The sequence below is a fragment of the Cohnella sp. GCM10020058 genome (genome assembly GCF_042683485.1).
Classification (GTDB): domain Bacteria; phylum Bacillota; class Bacilli; order Paenibacillales; family Paenibacillaceae; genus Cohnella.
On sequence record NZ_JBHUJV010000009.1, the window covers coordinates 642,790 to 662,678 of the forward strand.

Below are 19,889 nucleotides of genomic sequence, written 5' to 3' on the forward strand. Positions count from 1 at the left end.
CAACTAAATTGACTATATTTAAAGGAGGCAAAGTGCATGGACCAACAGCCGCAAGCTTCAAGTTTATTCCGCGGAAATGAGCGTACTCAGTCTGGCGAACAAGGGGAAAGTACGATCTCTCAAGAAGTCCCGACTCCCGCAGCAGTAGCGCGAGACTTCATCGAACGATTCTGGAATGAAGGCGATTCTGCCTGTATCGCACAATATCTGACGGACGATTACCTCGATCATGCCTATGAACCGGGTAATGCGGACGGATTGCTCGCGATGGCGGAAAGGCTGCGGACGGCGTTTCCCGATCAGCGGTCGACGGTCGAGAGCGTCACGGCGGAGGGGGATCGCGTCGTCGTCCGCCTTCGGATGAAGGGAACCCATCTGGGTACGTTTAGAGGTAAAGCGGCCACGGGCCTTCCGATTGACGCCAAGCTGTACCGGGAGTACCGCGTCGCGAACGGCCGGATCGCCGAGCATTGGGCCCTGTTCGACACCGCCACGCTGCTGCGTCAGATCGGCGCGGAGCTTAACGAACAGCCTGCCTGCCGCGTGAATGGGGCGCCGGGACTCGAATAGCGAGGTACCGAGGTGGCGTGGTGCGGGAAGCTGGTTACTGGACGAATAGGGCGATAGACCGTGCGTTGTTCGCCACAGCCTCTCCGCGTATCGAACGCGCCCGCCCCTCCCGGCCGCTTGTGATACAATGGACAGCGACAAGCAGGACAAGGGACCGGGAGGGAAGCGCCATGTCCGAGGCGGGCGCCTGGGGTTACGAATTGACGTTTTTGTTTGCGACGGCCTTCCGCGCGGCGGTTGACGAGCTCCACCTGGAGCTGGCTGCGCAGGGCTTCGACGACGTGCGTCCGTCGCACGGCTACGCGTTCCAGAAGCTCTCGTTCGGCGGAGCGACGGGCATTGAGCTGGCCGAGCATCTGGAGATCACCAAGCAGGCGGCCACGCAGATGATCGATTATCTCGAAGGATGCGGTTATGTCGAGCGTCGTCCGCATCCGAGCGACGGTCGCGGCAAGCTGGTCGTGCTCACCGAGCGAGGATGGGCTTGCATCCGGGCGACCGAAGCGCAGTTCGGCAGCATAGAGAAAAGATGGCGCGAGCGGCTCGGGGAGAGCGAGGCCGAGCGGTTGACGCAGAGCATGCGCAACATCGTTCATTCCTTCGGCGAGGGGACCGTGAAGTTCAGGCCGGTCTGGTAAACCCTTCAGACAGATTCGCATTTGTGCTAACGCCTCCGCGCATTCCAGCGATTTGGAGGATTGGAGGAAATTGCCGCCCGTTTGTAGAATGGTGTAGATGAACGGCGTGCCGCGCCGGACGTCGCCGACCGGCGGCTTTCCGCGGAGCAGGCCGCGAATCTACACGCGACGGGAGAATGCCGATGAGCAGGAAATTCCTGAACTCCCCGACGGCCTATGCGCTCGGGATGTTCGCGATGATGGTGCCCAGCCAGGCCTTCAGTTCGTTTTACACGTATTATTATGTTGAAAAGCTGGGGCTGGCTGTCGGACTCGCCACCCTCGCACGGACGATCTACCTGATCTGGGACGCCGTCAACCAGCCGATGGCCGGCTATTTCTCCGACCGTACGCGCTCGCGGCACGGCCGCCGCAGGCCGTGGATTTTCGTGTCCATCCCGCTGTTCATGCTGGCCTTCGTCATGGTGTTCGCCGTTCCTTCGGGCTTACATGATAGCGCTTTATTTACCTGGTTCCTCGTCGCGCTCATCCTCTTCGAAGCGATCGCGACGATCTTATGGGTGAACTACGGCGCGCTTTTCCCCGAGCTGTTCACCGGCGACAGTCTGCGGGCCAAGGCCTCGGCCGTCCAGCAGGCTTACCAGATCTTTGCCATCCTGATCGGTACGGCGCTGACGCCGATCCTCTACAAGGCGCTCGGCTTCGGCACGATGTCCGTCGTGTACGCGGCCCTATTCGGCATCTTCATGACGCTCTTCGTCCTGAATGTCCGCGAGAACGAGACGTTCGCCAAGGAAGAGCCGCTGCCGCTCGTTCAGGCGTTTCGCGAGACTTTGAAGAACAAGGAGCTCTGGCTTTTTTACGTGGCTTGCTCCTTCGCCCAGACGGTGAACGGCCTCGTCAGCTCGATGATTCCCTTCTACGCCAAGTACGCGCTCGGCGTCGAAGAGAGCGACGTCACGCTGCTGATGGCCTCCGTCTTCGTATCGGTCATTCCGCTCGTCGCGGTATGGTTTTATATTGTGAAAAAATTGGGCGGCTACCGCAGCTGGCGCTTCTCCTTCATCGTATACGGGCTGTCCGTGATTCCCTCTGGTTCGCCGACAATCTGGGCACCGGCATCGCGGCGGGCATCTGCTTCGGCTTTGGATTGGCGGGCTTCCTCGTTTCCCCGGCGCTGCTGACCAGCGAGATCATCGACAGGGACGCTGTGCGGACCGGCCGACGCAGAGAAGGGATGTACACGGCAGTCGGCGGCTTCCTCACGCGCTCCAGCGGCCTGATCTCGGCGCTCGCCTTTTTTATCGTCGGGCATCTGTTCGGCTATGTGAGCGGCGACGAACCGGGGCCGCATCCGGAGGCGACGTTCCGCTATCTGATCTGCATCGTTCCGCTCTGCCTGCTCGTCGTCTCGTTTGTCATCTCGTTATTTCTGAAGCCGCAGCCCGTCCCTGTGGCACCGCACATGCAAGGAGGGATCGACGCCTGATGGCGAAGCTGCTGATTCTGAATTGCGACGATTTTGGCCAGAGCGCACCGGCGAACGAAGCCATCATGCATCTGCTTGAGGAGCGCCGAGTCTCGTCCGCCACGATCATGACGCCCGCCCGGGGCTTTGACCAGGCCGCGGACTGGTGCAGACGTCATCCCGAGGCCAACATCGGCCTGCATCTGACTTTCACAAGCGAATACGACGCCGTGCGTTTTGCGAGCCTGACGGGCCGCGCTTCCTTGCACGACGCGGACGGCTATATGTACAAGACCGTCGCGGCGTTCGAACGCGGAGCCGACAAGGCCGACGTCATCGCCGAGATGAAGGCGCAGTTCGACGCCGTCGCGCGGGCCGGCATCGCCGTGACGCACGCGGACAATCATATGGGCAGCCTCTACGGCGTCGCCACCGGCCGCAGCTATCTGCCGCAAGTCTTTTGGAAGTGCTCGCGCAGGAGGCTGCCGTTTCGGCTGTTCCGGCATATCGATCCTGCCGAAGCGATAACGGCGAACGCGCCGGGCGTGGAGGCGACCCTGGCCAAAGCCGTGGCATTGTGCGACACGCTCGGCGTGGCGGTGCCGGACTACCTGCTGAGCCATCCCTACGAGATCGAGACGGGGGAAACGTACGAAACGTTTAAGGAGATGCTGATCGCCAAGCTGTATACGCTGCCGGAAGGTGTCGTAGAGACATTTATCCACCCCGCGGTCCCGGATGCGGAGCTTGGCGCGCGCATTCCTCATTGGGACAAAAGGGTGTGGGAATACAAGCTCATGCTGGATCCGGACTTCTCGGCAGCGATGAAGGATGCGGGCGTGCAGCTGACGGACTACCGGTATGTGCGGGAAAAGCTGCGGCGGCCCAGGCTTCGCTCGGGGCTCAGGTTGGCCAGGCTTCTGCTTGGACGGAGTTGAGGAGCACGGATGTAAAAAAGCACGCCTTCGAACGGCTTTCGTTCGGAGGCGCGCCGCGTTATTTATTGGTGCTGTGCTGGCGGGAAGACACCTTTTGACCTTGCGTGCCTTGACCCTGATGCGCTTTATTGCGCTTGTCCTTGCGCTGGCGATCATGGACCTGCTCCACGAATTCATGCGTATCGCTCATGTCCGCGAACCCCCTTGCTTATGATTTTAATAAAATGAGTGCACAATCAGCTCCTATTTTTTCCCTTCGCGCCAGAGCTGCAGGACGTATCCGCCGCTGCGCGAAACTCTTCTTCGTTCCGCGAGCCGAGCTTTTCGCCGAACTGGTCCAGTCTGCCGGGATGACCCGCAGGTCCGCCGGTTTTCGGTTTGTTGTTACGTCCGGACATGTCGTTATCTCCTCCTCAGCATCGTTAAAATTGCTTTTATAGTCTTCCTTGCGTCAAAGGGGATTATGCGATTCGCACAGATGGACCGCTTGGGCTTCGAAGCGATAAAAAGAATCGTCGAGGTATCACGAACTTGACACCGTGTGCTACAATTCGGGCATTGCCGGAGATAAGTTACAGCGCCGGCTCGGCATTCGCGCGGCGGGTTTGGCGTATGCTGTAGGTGATGTCCGGAGGATGAATGAAGATGAAGAACACTTCGAATCGCGAAAATAATGCAATGCTTGATGAAGATCGCCCGGGCGCGTTATCCGAATCGGATCGGGAGCTTGCCCTCGAGCAAGCCCAGGAGCGCGAGCGCGCGGAGAAGGCCAAGCGCGGCAGGCTGCTCTGGCTGGCCGTCGGCATCGTGCTGATCGCGGCCAACCTGCGCGGCGCCCTTACCGCGGTCGGACCGGTAGTCGGCCGGATCAAGGACGATCTCGGGCTGTCGGGCGCCGGCGCAGGCATGCTGACGACGCTCGGCCTGCTTGCTTTCGCCGTGATCTCGCCGGTGGCGCCCAAGCTGTCGCGCCGATTCGGCGCTGAGAACACGCTGCTCGCCGGCATGGCCTTGGTCACGGTAGGCGTGATCGTGCGGGCCGCGCCTTATTCGGCGCTGTTGTTCGCGGGCACCGTATTGATCGGCATCGGCATCGGCGTAGGCAACGTGCTCGTGCCCGCGCTCATCAAGCGGGACTTCGCGAACCGCGCCGGACTCATGACCGGTATCTACTCGGTCGCGCTGACGCTCGTCGCCGGCATCGCCTCCGGCGTCAGCATTCCTATTGCGGACGCGCCGGGCTTCGGCTGGCGCGGCGCGCTCGGCGTATGGGGGCTCGCTTCCACGCTGGCGATGATCGCTTGGCTGCCGCAGGTCAGCCGCGGCCGGCGCGAGCGGGGCTTAAGCCGCCCGGCTGTGGCGTCCGCGCGTCCATGGCGTTCGCCATTGGCTTGGCAGGTCTCGTTGTTCATGGGCTTCCAGTCGATTATTTTTTATGTCAACGTTACCTGGCTGCCGGAGCTTCTGCAGGATCGCGGCATGAGTGCGGGCACGGCAGGATGGATGCTGTCGCTCATGCAGATCATCGGCCTGCCCGCTAACTTCCTGGCGCCGGTGCTTGCTGCGCGGCGTCCGAGCCAGCGGGGCATTATGGCGATCGTCATGACGATGCTCCTCGTCGGATACGGGGGCTTGCTTTTCGATGCCGGCACGGGACCTCTGACGGTTGCGTGGGTACTCCTGATCGGGATCGGCGCGGGAGCAAGCTTCAGCCTTTGCCTCGTGTTTTTCTCGCTTCGCACCCGCACCGCGACCGAGGCGACGGAGCTGTCGGGCATGGCTCAATTCGTGGGCTACCTCGTGGCGGCGGTCGGCCCTGCTTTTATCGGCTTTATCCACGACCGCTCGGGCGGATGGCAGACGCCGCTCGTGGTGATGGTCGTCGTCGTGGCGCTGGCTGCGCTGTTCGGGCTGGGCTCGAGCCGAGCCTCCTATGTATCGTCAGCATCCGTGCCGGGCTCCAATGATTCGACAGGCGCCGACACAAAATAGACACAATTAACCTTTTTAATTTTTTTACATCTAGGGCACAAACGGGTGTAAAATGGGGAACAAGGGTTCATTTCGACCTTCCGGATCGAATACGAAGAAGCCAAAGGAATAGCGGCACGCCTTTTTATGTGAAAAATGGTACAAATGTCGCCCGCCTCCCCGTGCCCCTTCGTCCGACGAGACGGAGAATCGCAAGAGACCGCATGACCTTACTGTAAAGGAGGACTTTGTCTCATGACTACCACACCGCAATCGCAAGGCGCCGAGCAAGCTGTCGACGCGCAGAAGGCCCAGGATGTGCTGGATCAACTGATGAAGCCGGAAGTTCAACAATCGCTCACCACGCTGGTGGACAACCTGCCCAAGCTGACCGAGATGGTGACGACGCTGACCGCGGCGTACGACTTTGCTTCCGGCCTCGCGAAGGACCAAGTTTTCATCAACGATACGAAGGCGGGAATCGTCGAGTTTTTCACGCCTGTCGTAGACAAGGCCAAGGGCCTCGCCTCCGCAGCGATCGAAGCCGGCGACCGTGCCGAAGCCGACACGCAGGCTGTCGGCCTGTTCGGTCTGCTCAAAATGCTGAAGGATCCGCAAGTGCAAAAGACTTTGCGATACACCCAAGCATTCCTGAACGTACTGGCGGAGCGCCAGCAGCAACGCTAATCCCCAAACCACTGACTCACGAACGGAGGATGGACCATGGCTAAACAAATCTTGATCCTGGGCGGCGGTTACGGCGGATTGCTGAGCGCGCTGACGGCTCGTCAGCACCTGAGCGTCCACGAAGCGGCGATTACGGTCATCAACCGTTATCCGACCCACCAGATCATTACCGAGCTGCACCGTCTGGCTGCAGGCACGATCAGCGAACCTGCCGTTGCGCTGCCGCTTGCCAAGCTGCTGAAGAACCAAGGCATCAATGTGATCATCGATACGGTCAAGGAAATCAAGCCGAACGACAAAAAGGTAACGACGGCCGGCGGCGGCTCGTACACGTACGACAACCTCGTCATCGCCCTCGGCTCCGAGACGGCTTACTTCGGCATCCCGGGACTGCAAGAAAACAGCTTCGTGCTGAAGTCCGTCAGCGATGCCAACAAGATCCGCGAACACGTACATGCGCGTCTGGATGCCTACAAGGCGTCCAAGGATCCGGCTGACGCGACGATCGTCGTCGGCGGCGGCGGCCTGACGGGCATCGAGCTCGTCGGCGAATTCGCAGACAAGCTGCCTGAAGTCGCGCGCGCCAAGGGCATCGACCCGGCCGACATCAAGCTCTACGTGGTAGAAGCCGGCCCGGCGATCCTGCCGATCTTCCCGCCGGAGCTCATCGCCCGCGCGCAAGCGAGCCTCGAGAAGCGCGGCGTCGAGTTCATCATCAGCGTAGCGATCACCGAAGCCTCCAAGGACACCGTCTCCCTGAAGGACGGCCGCACGCTGAAGTCCAACACCATCATCTGGACCGGGGGCGTCCAAGGCCACGAGATCGTCGCGAACTGCGGCATCGAAGTGAACCGCGGCCGCGCATCGGTTACCGATACGCTGCAATCGACCTCGCACCCTGACGTCTACCTCGCAGGCGACTGCGCAGTCGTTATTCCGGGCGAAGGCGCTCGTCCTTATCCGCCGACGGCACAGCTGGCTTGGCAAATGGGCGAGCTCATCGGCCACAACCTGGCTGCCGTAATCAAGGGCGGCGTGCAAGACACGTTCCAGCCGGTATTCTCCGGTACGCTGGGCAGCCTCGGCCGCAAGGACGCGGTTGGCACCGTCGGCGCAAGCGGCACCCGCTTCAAGGGCTTCCCTGCGACGCTGATGAAGGAAATGAGCAACATCCGCTATCTGACGCACATCAAGGGTCTGTTCGCGGTGCTCGAATAGGATTGATGTGTTTGCAAGCAGCTCCGCTTCGGCTTCGGCCGGGGCGGAGTTGTTTGCGTTTAAGGTGGGAGCGGATGGCGGCACAATAAGAAAAGGCTGCGGCACATGCGGCGTGCTGGCGGGGAAATAAGGAAGTGGCACATCGTTATTTAGCTTTTTCGGTCAGAATATTGCGGAATAAGGATATGGCGCATCGCTATTTTGCTTTTTCGGCTGCGGCCTTACTTCGGCGGATATGGCGTATCGTTATTGCACTTTTGCATGCACCGTTAGTCAGTTGAGGATGTGGCGCATCACTATTTGCTAATGCAGCCAGTTGTCGCCCCTTACTGGTCTTTTCAGAACGGCAAAAGCCTCTCCAGCTCCCGCTTCCGGCGGCCCTCGCTTTTTAAACCACCTCGCGCCGCTCATCTTGCCATTGCCATTTCTCCAGATATCCGGTAATATAGTCCGAGTGAGACTGAGAATCGTTATCGATGACATTTTGCAGCGCTAGCGACAGATACAAACAACCGACCTCCAAGGAGAGATTACTTACATGTCTAACTTCCGCAAATCCGGCTTGCTCCTCACCTTCATCCTGCTGCTCGTCAGCGTCGTCACCGCGTGTGGCAGCAAAGACAACAACGCTGAAGCGACAAAAAAAGTCACCGATGGCATGGGCCGCGAGATCGAGGTGCCCGTGAAGGCGCAGCGCGTCGTCGCGATCAACAACTTCGGCGACCTGCTGCAGCTCGGCGTCAAGCCGGTCGGCACGATCAACTACTACCTGGACAAGTACAAAGACGATCCGGAAGCCATCGCAGGCATTCCTAGCGTCGGCGATCAAGAAGCCGACAATGAGAAGGTCGTCGCCGCAACGCCCGATCTGATCATCGTGAGCAATTACTTCAAGCCCGAAGTCGTCGACGCGCTGCAAAAAATCGCGCCGACCTACGCGACGACGTTTGGCCGCACGCCGTACGAGCAGCTGGACGATCTGGCCGCGCTGCTTGACATCGAAGACCAGAAGCAGGCGTTCCTGGATGGCTATAAGGCCGAAGTCGCCGATGCCAAAGAAAAGCTCAAGGGTAAAATTGCCGATGGCGAAAAGGTCGGCATTCTCCAATTCTGGAGCAAGAAAATCTACGAACACCCGACCAAGGTTTTCACGCCGCTGTACGACGATCTCGGCTTCCTGCCGACCGAGCACGTCAAGACGCTGACCGCCACGACCGAAGTTACGCAAGAGGCCGTACCGGCTAACGTGGCCGACGCCGACCGCCTGTTCATCATGGTCGACGGCCAAGCCGACAAGGATACGTACGATTCGCTTAAGAATTCGGCCTGGAAGAACATCCCCGCCGTTCAGAAAAACCAGGTGTACCTCGTAGACAGCGGTCACTGGAACGACTTCAGCGCCGCGGCACTGAAGTGGCAGCTGCATGACGTCGTCGACCTGTTGAGCAAATAAGCGATTAAAGAGGGGCTGGCAGCAATTGTTGCCCGCTCCTTTTCTTTTTGGGAATAACGGCGCGGCGAACGCGCAAGCTAGCATCATCCGACGAAAAGGTGGTGCGAGGCATGTCCAGAAGAAGGTCGCGACGGCTCGCCGTCCCCGGCGCCGAGCAAGGCGTCAATGCGTTCAAGGCGGAGGTCATGCGCAAGGAAGGCTACGCGGTGGATCCCGCGCATCCGGATGACGTCAAGTACGAGGTCGCCAAGTCGCTTGGCGTGCCGCTGACGCCCGGGGACAACGGTCATCTCACGACCGAAGACGCGGGTCATATCGGCGGCAAGATCGGCGGCTCCATGGTACGCGAGATGATTCGAATGGCGCAGGAAAAGCTGTCGGAAAAACAGCCCTAACGCTCCGCCCTCCCCAAGACAAACCCGCTGGCGCTTCCGCGTCCGAGCGGGTTTGTTTGTGCCAATTTATCGCCGGCCTTTTCCCATGCCGCCCCCTGCGTGATACAATGAGAGAACAGGTGTTCCGGCAGAAAAACGCAAGACGGCTTGGGGGACGGCAATATGCGGGGGACGGTCACGATCGCGGTGAGACCGCTGGTCGAATACGCGCTGCGGAGCGGCGATCTGGCAAGCGGCTTTCGTCAGACGGCATCGATGGCGGATGGCGTTAAGGCGCATCAGCAGATACAGGAGGCTTACGGGGAGCGGGACCGCAGCGAAGTGCAGCTGCGCGCAGAGATTCCGTGGGGAGAGCTGCTGTTTGCGATCGAGGGCAGATGCGACGGCTTGCTGACCGGCGAGGACGGCGGCGTCACGATCGAGGAGATCAAGTCCACCGGCGGAAGCCTGCCGCTATCGGAGGCCGAGACGCCTGAAGTCCATTGGGCGCAGGCTTATTGCTACGCGTATATGTACGCGAATATCGAGGGCCTGGACCGCATGCGGGTGAGAATGACGTATGTGGAAACGGGAGGGGAAGGCGCCGCGCGGCGATCCTTCGAGCGTACGGTCGACTTCGCCGAGCTTGAACGCCGCATCCAGGGCTACGTGGCCAGTTATGCGCCGTTCGCGGAGCTCCAGCTGCGGCATCGCACCGCCCGGGACGCGAGCATCGCGGGATTGCTTTTCCCGTATCCCGCGTACCGCACGGGCCAGCGGAAGCTTGCCGCCGCCGTCTATCGCAGCATAGAGGCAGGGCACCAACTTTTCGCCAGAGCGCCCACCGGCATCGGCAAGACGATGTCGACGCTGTATCCGGCCGTGAAGTCAATCGGCGCAGGCCAGCTGTCGCGCCTCTTCTACCTGACGGCCAGGACGACGACGCGCGCGTCGGCCGAGGACGCGCTGAGGCGTCTGCAGGACGGCGGGCTGCAAATGCATGCGGTGACGATCACCGCCAAGGACAAGCTATGCTCGGCAGCCGCCGGGCAAGCCGGGGTCGAGGGCTGCGCAGGCGGTATATGCATGTATGCGGAGGGCTTTTTCGACCGGATTAACGGCGCGATCCTGGACCTGCTGTCGAACGAGACGTTGATAGGCAAGGACGAGTTGCTGCGCTACGCGGCCAAGCACCGGGTCTGTCCGTTCGAGATGTCGCTGGAGGCCGCCTACGTCGCCGATGCCGTCATTTGCGATTATAACTATATCTTCGATCCGCGCATCTCCCTTAAGCGAGTGGCCGCCGAATGGAAGGCTGCCTGCGCGCTGCTGGTCGACGAAGCGCACAATCTGCCCGATCGGGCAAGGGAGATGTACTCCGCCGAGCTGACGAAGCGAGACTTCCTGCATCTCGTCCGCGCGTTCAAAGGCAAGGACAATGCCGTGCGCGCCGCAGCCAAGTCCGTCGACGCCGCATTGCTGGCCATTCGCAAGCGGGACGAAGGCGAAGGCGCTTTTCTCGTGCTGCCCGAGGGCTTGCCGGAAGCGCTGAACGAGGCGGTGGAGTCGTTTGCCGAAGCGGCCGAGACTGCATTGGCCGGGAGGGAGCGAAGCGGCGCAGAAGCGGACGAAGGCCTGCGTACCTGGGAGACGCTCGCGCTCGCCGGCTCTTCCAACATCGCGGTCCCTTCTACTGCGGCGGACGTTTCGTCTGCGGATGCGGAGGATGCGCCGGCTGCCGAAGCGGATCCGTACGCGTTGCTGCTCGAGGCCTATTTCGCGGCGGTCCACTGGATGCGAATCGTCAAGCTGTACGACGAGAAAAGACATATCGTATTCGCCGAGCGGCAGCGCGGCGACGTGCGGATCAAGCTGTTTTGCATGGACCCTTCGCGGCTGCTGCGGCAGATGCGCAAAGGCTACCGCTCGCAGATCTGCTTTTCGGCAACCCTTTTTCCGCTCGGTTATTACATGGATCTTATCGGCGCGGAGGAGACGGACTATTCGGTCTCGGTGCCTTCGCCGTTCCGGACCGAGCAGTGGGAGACGAAGATCGTCCCGCTGTCCACCCGGTACGCGGACCGGGAGTCGAGCCGCGGTCGGATCGCTTCGAGATTGCTGGAGCTGCTCTCCGGCAGACCCGGCCGGTATTTATTTTTCTTCCCTTCCTATGCCTATCTGAATGCGGTTTACGAGACCTTTCTCGAGCAGGGCGGGGGCGTCTGGCGCACGATGGCGCAGCGGCCGGATATGACCGAGGAAGAACGCGGCGCTTATCTTGCCGCCTTCGAGGCCGATGACGAGGCGGCGTTGATCGGCTTCGCCGTGCTGGGCGGCGTCTTTTCCGAAGGCATCGACCTGGCGGGGGACCGGCTGCAGGGCGTGGCGGTCGTCGGGGTGGGCATGCCGCAGCCGAGCTTCGAGCGGGATTTGATGCGGAAGCATTTCGATGACGCCGGCCTGCCGGGTTTCGACTATGCCTACGTCTATCCCGGCATGAACAAGGTGCTGCAGGCCGGCGGGAGGTTGATCCGGACCGAGAACGACCGTGGCGTGCTGATGTTGATCGACGACCGGTACCGACGCGCGCCTTACCGGCGGCTGCTGCCGGAGGAGTGGGGGGCCGACGGCGGCGGGCCGGGTGGGTGAGAAAAAAATCCGCAGCGAAGCGCAAAGGCCCGGGTCTGCGGATCCGTCATTTTAGAGATTGATATGTCCCGCCTTCATCGGACCTTCTTTGCCGGCATGGTAGACGTCCAGCCCGCCGTCAGGGCTCTCGAGAACCGCGTACGGACAGCAATCGTACAGGATCAGGCCGCGCAGCGTGCCTTTGACCGCATAGGATTCATGATAGCCTTTTTTCAGATCGCCAAAGTCATTGGCCGTATACACGTGCACCGTATCTCCGACCTGCTCGGCATAGTTGTGGTTCGTTCGGTTGGCGGCTTTCTTCATCGGCTTGAACGAAATATGGCCGCTCATGTACTCTTCGGTCGTATTTGTTTCCTTGCCTTTGGCGAACTCGGGCCACAGGTCGCTGAACACCGTCAAGCCGGCCTTGTCGTTGTAAACGAGGATCAGCGGGATCGTCGCGGGGCCGTAGGGCAGCGTGAACAGGTCGATGAGCTTGCCGTCGTGGAATTTGCCGTTCGTCTGGAACAGCTGCTTCTCGCTGTCGTGAACGAACACGCGGTTGCCGACCTGCAGGGCGGCGAATCCCTTTTCACTGTCGGTCTTGACGACGGCGTTCGCCGCCTGGGCCGCGCCGGGCGCGATCAGCGCGATGGCCAGCGCCGCTGCCGCAGTCAGGCGCAGCGCGTTTTTGTTGAACTTCATGCTTCGATCTCTCCTTCATTCGTTCCGTCTCGAACGCCGCGAAGCGGGCTCGACTATGGCATATTGTGGCACAGAGATGCAGTAATTGGTAAGTTACCGCAGTCATGCGAAATGTAATGCCGAGGTGTGACGCGGAGGTACGAGAAGGGACGGTAACGGGGAGGCTTGAGGGAGGGCGCGTAGACCGAGGCCTCGCGAGATGTATGGGCCAGCCGAGCCAAACGTTGGCAAATCAAGTATAATGGACATAACACTTCTAACGAGATACGGAGCTGACAGCGTTGAGCAAGCCGACATCGACACCTGAGAGCCAGGCGGCGTCCGCGGAATTGAAGCAATGCGTGAGCTGCTTCGAGCTTAAACCGATATCGGAGTTCCGCCGCAGGTCCGGACGGCGGGCGGGAGCGAACGCCCGAAGGGGCATCTGCAAGCAGTGCAGGGCGTCCCTGCCCGCGGCGGCGTCCGGCGCAGATCGCGCGCTTGGCGAGACGGACGCCCCTGCCGCATCGGCAGAGGCAGGCCTGCCCGCAGGCGGCTTCGCTGAAGGCGTGGCGCCGGGCGGCAAGCGCGGCCGGCGCCGACGCGGGCTGCCTGCGGCCGCGCCTGAGGCTGCGCTCGACGAGGCGGCCGCGCTCGCCGTCGCGCCCGAGGAGGCGCCGCGTCCCACGCGCAAGCGCCGGCGGCGGCGCGGAGGGGCTGCGGCTGCTGTCGGCGATGCGCAGCAGCTGGAGCAGGCCGCGCCCGCGGCGCCTGCGGAGGAGCCGGCAGCGCCAGCGGCTGCCGGCGCGCCGAAGCGCAAGCGCCGCGGCCGGCGCAAGCGCGGTGCGGCCAGCGCGTCGGGCGCGCTCGCGCAGGCTGCGCCGGAGCAGGCCGCGCCCGCGGGGCCTGCGGAGGAGCCGGCGGCGCCAGCCGTTGCCGGCGCGCCGAAGCGCAAGCGCCGCGGCCGGCGCAAGGGCCGCGGCGGCGCGGCTGCCGCGCAGCAGCAGCCGGCGGAGGACGCCGTGCTGCCGGCAGCGCAGGCAGCGCCCGCACGGGCGGCCTCGCCGCAGCCGAAGGCGGCCGCCGCGAGGCTGCAGCAGGACAAGCCGCGCCAGGCGGCGACGGCCGGCGAGACCGTGCCGCGGGTCCAGCCGCGCGGCTCGGCCCGCGCCCGGGCGAGCGCGCCGGGCGGCGCGGCGCGCGGCATAGACCCGCATGACGCGTCGCAGCTTCAGGCGACACGGGAGGGCTTCGTCCGCATGCGCGGCCGAACCGACAAGGGGCGCGGCTGGTACCAGGAGATCGACCTGGAGATGGCGGTCACGCTGGTGCGGGAGCACGCGGCCGTCGTCGTCAACCGTCATACGATCCGCAGGCTGCTCAGCAACCGGGATTTCCGGCTCATGATCTTGAACCGGGACAAGTATACCTGCTACTTCTGTGGCGATTACGGCGACACGATCGACCATCTGCTGCCGCGCTCCAAGGGCGGGCATACGACTCCGGACAACTGCGTCTGCGCCTGCAATCTGTGCAACCAGACCAAGGCCAACCGCGACTTGGACGAGTTCGTGGCGGCGGGCATCCCGGTCAAGCCTCTGGAATAGCGAATACGAAGCGACTACCGAATCGGATCAATGACGACAACCGCCGGGGCAGCAGCCCTGGCGGTTGTTTTTTCGGTAGCGAGACCGTCTCCCGCCGGCAAGAAGTAACGCTGAGCAGCGCCACATGGCGGTTCGCGCCACCAACCAGCTCCAAGTAGCGCTGTACAGCGCTATATTGCCGGACCGTGCCTCCCGTCAGCCTAAAGTAACGCTGTACAGCGCTACATTGCCGGATCTTGCCCCCCCGCATGCCCAAAGTAGCGCTGTACAGTGCTACATTGCCGGAACGCGACTCCCGTCAACCCAAAGTAACGCTGTATAACGCTACATTGCCGGTTCGCGCCACCAACCAGCTCTAAGTAGCGCTGTACAGCGCTACATTGCGGGTTCGCGCCACCAACCAGCTCTAAGTAGCGCTGTACAGCGCTACATTGCCGGACCGCGCCTCCCGTCAGCCTAAGGTAACGCTGTACAGCGCCACACTGCCGGATCTTGCACCCCGCCAGCCTAAAGAAACGCTGTATAACGCTACATTGCCGGTTCGATCCACCAATCAGCCCAAAGAAGCGCTGTACAGCGCCACATGGCGGGTTCGAGCCACCAACCAGCCCAAAGTAACGCTGTACAACGCTACATTGCCGGACCGCGACTCCCGTCAGCTCAAAGTAACGCTGTATAACGCTACATTGCCGGTTCGATCCACCAACCAGCTCCAAGTAGCGCTATACAGCGCTACATTGCCGGATCTTGCCCCCGTCAGCACAAAGTAACGCTGTACAGCGCCACATTGCCGGACCGCGCCTCCTATCGCTATACAAGACAGCTCCCTGCAATTAAACAGCCGTGCGACGGTTTCCGAGCCCCAAGAGGCGCGTCCGGCGCACGGCTGTTATTTTTGTTTCAACGATCCTTCACGATCAGCACTCCGCGCCTGTCAGCTCGTTAGTGAACACGCGCTTGTATTCCTGCGGCGACATTTTGTCGGACGTCTCCAGGGCGTAGTGGAACTGGAGGGCGCGTCTGCGCTTGTCGGACGTGTTGTTCGGGGTGCCGTGGAAGAGCAGGCCGTGGAAAAAGAGAGCGCCGCCCGGCGCGAGGGGCACGGCGACGTCGCGCTCCACGGGCACCGCCTCGTCGCACAGCTGCCAGTCCCGCACGGCGTAGTGCGGCACGGCGCCGGACATTTGCGAGCGCGGGATGACGTGCATGCAGCCATTATCCAGGCCGGCCGCATCCAGCGCGATCCAGACGCCGACGACGGCCTGGTGAAATGCCAGCGGACCGTACGCCATGTCCTGGTGCCAGGGCTTTTCCCCGCCGCCCGTTGGCGGCTTGAGCAGCGCCATATCCTGCACGAGCTTCGCTTTTCCGCCGAGCAGCTTCTCGACGATGGACAGGATGTTGGGATGGTAAGCCATGGCGCGCAGCTGTTCGTCGTGTCCGACGAACTCGTACACCTTCCGGACGGCAAGCTCCCGCTCCGTGTCATTCTTCAGCTCGCGCTGCGGCTTCGTGAATTGGACCTTCGCCTGCGTGTCCGGGTTAAAAATAATGCGCACGATTGCATCGGACGATTCCGACACCTCGGCGGCGCTCAAAATGTCGGATACGGCGATGAAGCCTTGCGTGCGGTAATGAAGATAATCTTCGTCGCGAAGGTTTTCTATTCCCGGCAGCGCGTCGTGAATCCAGCGGTGCTTGTATAGCTTTTCGTTAATTTCCTGGGGATCGAGCGGCTTAAGACTCATCGTGATCACTCCTTTTGGTCTTTGCAGCCAAGTATAGCGGCTCACCGGAAACGCCGGAATGGAGCGAGCGGAGCCGATTTGTATGAAAACGCAACGCATGAAATTAATCCGCGGAAAGCCTTCCCGATGCTCCGGGCTTCTGTATAATGTTAGGCAAAGGACGAACCTCGTGCGCCCGACGGATGGCGCCGGAAGGGAGCGGCGGCATGGAATCGGGAACAAACGGGGAAAACACGTCCGTCCGTGACGTCCGTCCGCTGTCGGGCGTCGCGTTCGGACCGGGCCGCATCATGGGCAAGGCGCGCTGCGAGCCTGGCTGGAGCTGGCATGTGCAGGCGATGCCGGATTACGATTTTTGGCATGTGCTCGCGGGAACCGGCATCATGACCGTCAACGGCAGCCGGTATCCGATCGCCTCCGGATGCTGCTTCACGCTGCGTCCCGGCGACCGGATCGACGTGGAGCAGCATCCGGACGACCGGCTGACGGTCATTTACTGCCACTTCCGCACCACTGTCGACGACGAGAAGGCCGGCAGCTTCTCGCCCCCATGCAGGCGGGTGGAGGTGCACGACGGCGCGCGCTTCGAGGCGCTGATGGGCAGGCTGCTGGAGCTGCAAGACATGCCGCCGCTCTGGGCGGAGATCGAGTTCGACTATACGGTCAAGCTGCTTCTGCTGGAGCTGTACCGGAGCGAGCGGGAGACGCTGCCCGCCGGCAGGGCGTCCATGCGTCACCGGGAGTTGGTGCGAAGAGCCAGCGACTCGCTCAGGCAAGGCGCTTGGGCCGAGGCCGACCTGGAGGCGGTTGCCGAGGAGGCCGGCGTTTCGCAGCGATACTTGAGCCAGCTGTTCAAGCGCCATACCGGCCGGACGCTGAAGTCCTATGCGGCGGGACTGCGCATGGAACGGGCCCGGTTGCTGCTTGCGGAGTCCGACTTGCCGGTCACGCAGATCGCCGATACGCTGGGCTATGCCGACTTGTACTCGTTCAGCAAGCTGTTCAAGGCTTACAGCGGGACGTCGCCGAGCGGATACCGCAAGCGTTCGCCGGCGGCTACGCCTTTGGAATAGCTATTGCAGCCCGTTTTGCAAACGGTTCCAATACATGAGATTCGCTGCGGGGAGGGATTTGCCATGAAGATGACGGTCGTGGTCATCGACGACAAGCCGCTGATTTTGCAGTCGATCGTGCGTACCGTGGATTGGGAGCGCTTGAACTGCACCGTCGTCGGGCAGGCGATGGACGGCGTCGAAGGCAAGCGGGTCATCGACGAATGCCGTCCGGATCTGTTGATTACGGACATCAAGATTCCCGGCATCAGCGGACTGGAGCTCGCCGCGCATATGCATGCGGCGCTGCCGCTCTCCAAGACGATCCTCATTACCGGCTATCAGGACTTCGAGTTCGCCAAGCGGGCGCTCAGTCTCGGCGTCAAGGAGATCGTCGTGAAGCCGATCCGCAACGACGAGCTGGAGCGCGTCATCGCCCAAGCGGTGGACGAGATTGCAGGAGAAAGGGAAGAGCTGTCCCGGCGCGCCGAGCGGGAAGCGGCGTACAGCCGGCTGTCGGAGCGACACCAAAGCTCGCTGCCGACGCTGCGCAGCAAGCTCGTCTCCGAGCTGATCGGCGGCGGCGGACCGGACCGTGACGAGCTCGCGAAGACAGCGGCGGAGCTCGGCGTGACCTGGAGCCGCTGCGCCGTCGTCGTCGTCCGTTCGAAGCGTGCTTCGGACGCCGCGCGGGGAGACGGCAGCCAGCGCATCGATCCGCGCTTGCGGGACGAGGTAGCCGCGCTGGCAAGAGCGGCCGCCGACAGGCGCGACTTCGAGACGATCGACGGCGGCGTGCGCGACGACCTCGCGCTGGCCTGCCTGTTCCCGAAGCCGCTCACGCCGCGGGAGCTGCGGATGAAGCTGCAGAGCTTCTGCCACGACCTGATCGAGCTGGCCAGGGAGCGCCGCGGGTTGTCGTGCTGCATGGCGGTCAGCCATGCGTACAAGCGGCTGGAGGAGCTCGGCGAGGCGTTCGCCGAAGCCTCCGCGCTGATGGAGACGAGCTTCTTTCGCACCGAGGAGCCCGTCCTGCTGCCGGCGCCCGACGAGTCGGGTACGGAAAGCGGCCGGTTCGCGATCGTCCGGGACCTGGAGACGTTCAACCGGATGCTGGAGCAGTCGACGGCCGAGGAGATGGGCGGCCACCTGGAGCGGTTTTTAGCGCGCGTCCAGCTGTACAGCGAGGGCAACATCCGGGTCGCGAAGGGCTTGCTGTCGGAGATCTGCCTGGCCGCCGCGCGCTATTATTATCGGACGACGGGGGACGAGCTCGGATTCGGCAAGAGTATCGACGAGATGCTGGAGGACGTGTACAGGCTGGCGGACATGAAGGAGGCCTCCGAATACGTGGCAGCCTTGATCCGGGCAGTCAAGGACAAGCTGGACGGCGGGGACAAGGACTACAGCCTCGTCGTCAAAAAATCGATCGACTACATTAACGCGCATTTCGCCGAAACGATCAGCTTGACCTCTCTCGCCGACCACTTCGGGCTTAGCTCGGGTTATCTCAGCCGCCTGCTGCGGGCGGAGACCGGCATCAACTTCGTCGATCTGGTCGTGAAGGCGAGGATCGAGGCTGCCAAGCGTCTTCTGCGCGATCCCAGGCTTAAGGTGAACGAGGTCGGCGAGATGGTCGGGTACAAGGAGTACGCCTACTTTTACCAAGTGTTCAAGAAGGTCGAGGGCGTATCGCCCAAAGAGTACAAGAACCGAAGCGAATAATCGTTAAATGCCGCAAAAGTCGGGGGAGGAAATGCGATGGCGTCCGTGCAACCGGAGAGAGCGGAGATTGAGGACCTGATCGTTAAGGTCGTCGGGGGCATGCAGCGGCTGGAGATCGCGATCGAGGAGTATACGCCGGTCAGCATCATTTCGATGGAGAAGTGGGATTGGTCGCAGGGGGTGGGCTTGTTCTCGCTCTATCTGTATTACAAAAACACGGGCGACGACCGGATGCTCGCCTATCTGACCAAGTGGTTCGACGACCGCATCCGGGAGGGGCTGCCGCCCAAAAACGTCAATACGATGTGCCCGCTCTTGACGCTAAGCTACCTGTACGAGGAGACGCGCAATCCCGAATATCTGGCCGTCTGCGAGGAATGGGTCAGCTATGTGGCCGAAGAAATGCCGCGCACGCGGGAGTTTGGCATCGCGCACTCGACGCTGGACGGGCTGAACGCCGAGGAGCTGCGTAGCGAGACCTTGTACATGACTGTGCTGTTTCTGGGACGGATGGGGATGGCGATGAAGCGGGAGCACTACGTGCAGGAGAGCGTGCGCCAGTTTCTCGTCCATCTGAAATATTTGACCGACCGGGAGACGGGGCTGTTTTATCACGGCTGGTCGTTCGACCGCCGGGACCATTACGCAGGCGCGCTCTGGGGAAGGGGCAACGCCTGGTACATGGCGGGCCTGGTCGATTATCTCGATATCGTCGAGCTCCCGCTCGGCATCGAGATGTATCTGATCGCCTCGATGGAACAGCAGGTCCGTCGGCTCGCGGAATGGCAGACCGGCGACGGCATGTGGCGCACGCTGCTCGACGATCCGGACAGCTACGAAGAGACGTCCGCGACGGCCGGCTTTGCCTACGGCATTTTGAAGGCGGTTCGCAAAGGCTATATCAGCGAAGAATACCGCGCCGCCGGCATGTCCGCGATGCGGGCTGTCATCCGGCAGATCGACGCGGAAGGGCGGGTGCAGGGCGTGTCGTACGGCACGCGGCTCGGAACGACCAAGTCCTTTTACCGGACCGTGCCCCGTTGTCCGATGCCGTACGGCCAGTCGATGGCGCTGCTCATGCTGGTGGAGGGGCTTCACCATGTCGACGATCCGCAATAACGACCG

Annotated in this window: 19 protein-coding genes; 15 read left to right on the plus strand and 4 right to left on the minus strand. The window is 62.0% G+C overall.

Annotated features, from left to right (window positions below):
• Nucleotides 1–36 precede the first annotated feature (36 nt).
• The 5 genes from ACFSR7_RS18235 to ACFSR7_RS18255 all read left to right on the plus strand — a co-directional run bounded on the left by ACFSR7_RS18235 (nucleotide 37) and on the right by ACFSR7_RS18255 (nucleotide 3,614).
• A complete protein-coding gene (locus tag ACFSR7_RS18235) occupies nucleotides 37–570 on the plus strand; it encodes an ester cyclase (protein ID WP_378163981.1) in 534 nt (177 codons plus the stop codon).
• Between the two features lie 170 nt (nucleotides 571–740).
• On the plus strand, nucleotides 741–1,208 hold the full coding sequence (locus tag ACFSR7_RS18240; RefSeq protein WP_378163983.1) for a MarR family winged helix-turn-helix transcriptional regulator: 468 nt from the start codon (nucleotides 741–743) through the stop codon (nucleotides 1,206–1,208).
• A 182-nt stretch (nucleotides 1,209–1,390) separates the two neighbouring features.
• Nucleotides 1,391–2,392: an MFS transporter gene (locus ACFSR7_RS18245; RefSeq protein ID WP_378163985.1), complete on the plus strand. Its 1,002-nt coding sequence runs from the start codon at nucleotides 1,391–1,393 to the stop codon at nucleotides 2,390–2,392.
• On the plus strand, nucleotides 2,359–2,697 hold the full coding sequence (locus ACFSR7_RS18250; RefSeq protein ID WP_378163987.1) for an MFS transporter: 339 nt from the start codon (nucleotides 2,359–2,361) through the stop codon (nucleotides 2,695–2,697). The genes ACFSR7_RS18245 and ACFSR7_RS18250 overlap by 34 nt, the downstream gene beginning before the upstream one ends.
• Complete coding sequence (locus tag ACFSR7_RS18255) at nucleotides 2,697–3,614, plus strand: polysaccharide deacetylase family protein (RefSeq protein WP_378163989.1); 918 nt, start codon at nucleotides 2,697–2,699, stop codon at nucleotides 3,612–3,614. The genes ACFSR7_RS18250 and ACFSR7_RS18255 overlap by 1 nt, the downstream gene beginning before the upstream one ends.
• 58 nt (nucleotides 3,615–3,672) lie before the next feature.
• Here the strand turns inward: ACFSR7_RS18255 and ACFSR7_RS18260 are convergent, their stop codons facing one another.
• Nucleotides 3,673–3,804, minus strand: a complete 132-nt coding sequence (locus ACFSR7_RS18260; protein ID WP_378123147.1) for a DUF4023 family protein — start codon at nucleotides 3,802–3,804, stop codon at nucleotides 3,673–3,675.
• Between the two features lie 46 nt (nucleotides 3,805–3,850).
• The gene (locus ACFSR7_RS18265) at nucleotides 3,851–4,012 is read right to left on the minus strand and encodes a hypothetical protein (protein WP_378163991.1); all 162 of its coding nucleotides are present in this window, start codon (nucleotides 4,010–4,012) and stop codon (nucleotides 3,851–3,853) included.
• Nucleotides 4,013–4,259: 247 nt separating this feature from the next.
• Here ACFSR7_RS18265 and ACFSR7_RS18270 point away from each other — a divergent pair, with 247 nt between their 5' ends.
• The 6 genes from ACFSR7_RS18270 (at nucleotide 4,260) to ACFSR7_RS18295 (ending at nucleotide 11,966) form a co-directional block, all read left to right on the plus strand.
• Nucleotides 4,260–5,606, plus strand: a complete 1,347-nt coding sequence (locus ACFSR7_RS18270; protein ID WP_378163992.1) for a CynX/NimT family MFS transporter — start codon at nucleotides 4,260–4,262, stop codon at nucleotides 5,604–5,606.
• 234 nt (nucleotides 5,607–5,840) lie between these two features.
• Nucleotides 5,841–6,272, plus strand: a complete 432-nt coding sequence (locus tag ACFSR7_RS18275; RefSeq protein ID WP_277568086.1) for a DUF1641 domain-containing protein — start codon at nucleotides 5,841–5,843, stop codon at nucleotides 6,270–6,272.
• Nucleotides 6,273–6,308: 36 nt separating this feature from the next.
• A complete protein-coding gene (locus ACFSR7_RS18280; protein ID WP_282912652.1) occupies nucleotides 6,309–7,490 on the plus strand; it encodes an NAD(P)/FAD-dependent oxidoreductase in 1,182 nt (393 codons plus the stop codon).
• A gap of 538 nt (nucleotides 7,491–8,028) precedes the next feature.
• Entirely contained in the window at nucleotides 8,029–8,943 is a 915-nt protein-coding gene (locus ACFSR7_RS18285) for an ABC transporter substrate-binding protein (RefSeq protein ID WP_378163994.1), read from the plus strand.
• A gap of 110 nt (nucleotides 8,944–9,053) precedes the next feature.
• Entirely contained in the window at nucleotides 9,054–9,338 is a 285-nt protein-coding gene (locus ACFSR7_RS18290; protein WP_378163996.1) for an alpha/beta-type small acid-soluble spore protein, read from the plus strand.
• A gap of 162 nt (nucleotides 9,339–9,500) precedes the next feature.
• The gene (locus tag ACFSR7_RS18295) at nucleotides 9,501–11,966 is read left to right on the plus strand and encodes an ATP-dependent DNA helicase (RefSeq protein ID WP_378163998.1); all 2,466 of its coding nucleotides are present in this window, start codon (nucleotides 9,501–9,503) and stop codon (nucleotides 11,964–11,966) included.
• A 51-nt stretch (nucleotides 11,967–12,017) separates the two neighbouring features.
• On the opposite strand, the gene ACFSR7_RS18300 is transcribed toward ACFSR7_RS18295, so the two are convergent.
• Nucleotides 12,018–12,653, minus strand: coding sequence for a hypothetical protein (locus ACFSR7_RS18300; RefSeq protein ID WP_378164000.1), 636 nt, complete (start codon nucleotides 12,651–12,653; stop codon nucleotides 12,018–12,020).
• A gap of 281 nt (nucleotides 12,654–12,934) precedes the next feature.
• Here ACFSR7_RS18300 and ACFSR7_RS18305 point away from each other — a divergent pair, with 281 nt between their 5' ends.
• Nucleotides 12,935–14,239, plus strand: coding sequence for an HNH endonuclease (locus ACFSR7_RS18305; RefSeq protein WP_378164002.1), 1,305 nt, complete (start codon nucleotides 12,935–12,937; stop codon nucleotides 14,237–14,239).
• A gap of 917 nt (nucleotides 14,240–15,156) precedes the next feature.
• Here ACFSR7_RS18305 and ACFSR7_RS18310 read toward each other — a convergent pair.
• Nucleotides 15,157–15,987, minus strand: a complete 831-nt coding sequence (locus tag ACFSR7_RS18310; RefSeq protein ID WP_378164003.1) for a phytanoyl-CoA dioxygenase family protein — start codon at nucleotides 15,985–15,987, stop codon at nucleotides 15,157–15,159.
• A 206-nt stretch (nucleotides 15,988–16,193) separates the two neighbouring features.
• On the opposite strand from ACFSR7_RS18310, the gene ACFSR7_RS18315 reads away from it, so the two are divergent.
• From ACFSR7_RS18315 to ACFSR7_RS18325, 3 genes are all read left to right on the plus strand, one after another.
• On the plus strand, nucleotides 16,194–17,060 hold the full coding sequence (locus ACFSR7_RS18315) for a helix-turn-helix transcriptional regulator (protein WP_378164005.1): 867 nt from the start codon (nucleotides 16,194–16,196) through the stop codon (nucleotides 17,058–17,060).
• Between the two features lie 63 nt (nucleotides 17,061–17,123).
• The gene (locus ACFSR7_RS18320) at nucleotides 17,124–18,764 is read left to right on the plus strand and encodes a response regulator transcription factor (protein WP_378164007.1); all 1,641 of its coding nucleotides are present in this window, start codon (nucleotides 17,124–17,126) and stop codon (nucleotides 18,762–18,764) included.
• Between the two features lie 36 nt (nucleotides 18,765–18,800).
• Nucleotides 18,801–19,883, plus strand: a complete 1,083-nt coding sequence (locus ACFSR7_RS18325) for a glycoside hydrolase family 88/105 protein (protein WP_378164009.1) — start codon at nucleotides 18,801–18,803, stop codon at nucleotides 19,881–19,883.
• The last annotated feature ends 6 nt before the right edge of the window (nucleotides 19,884–19,889 follow it).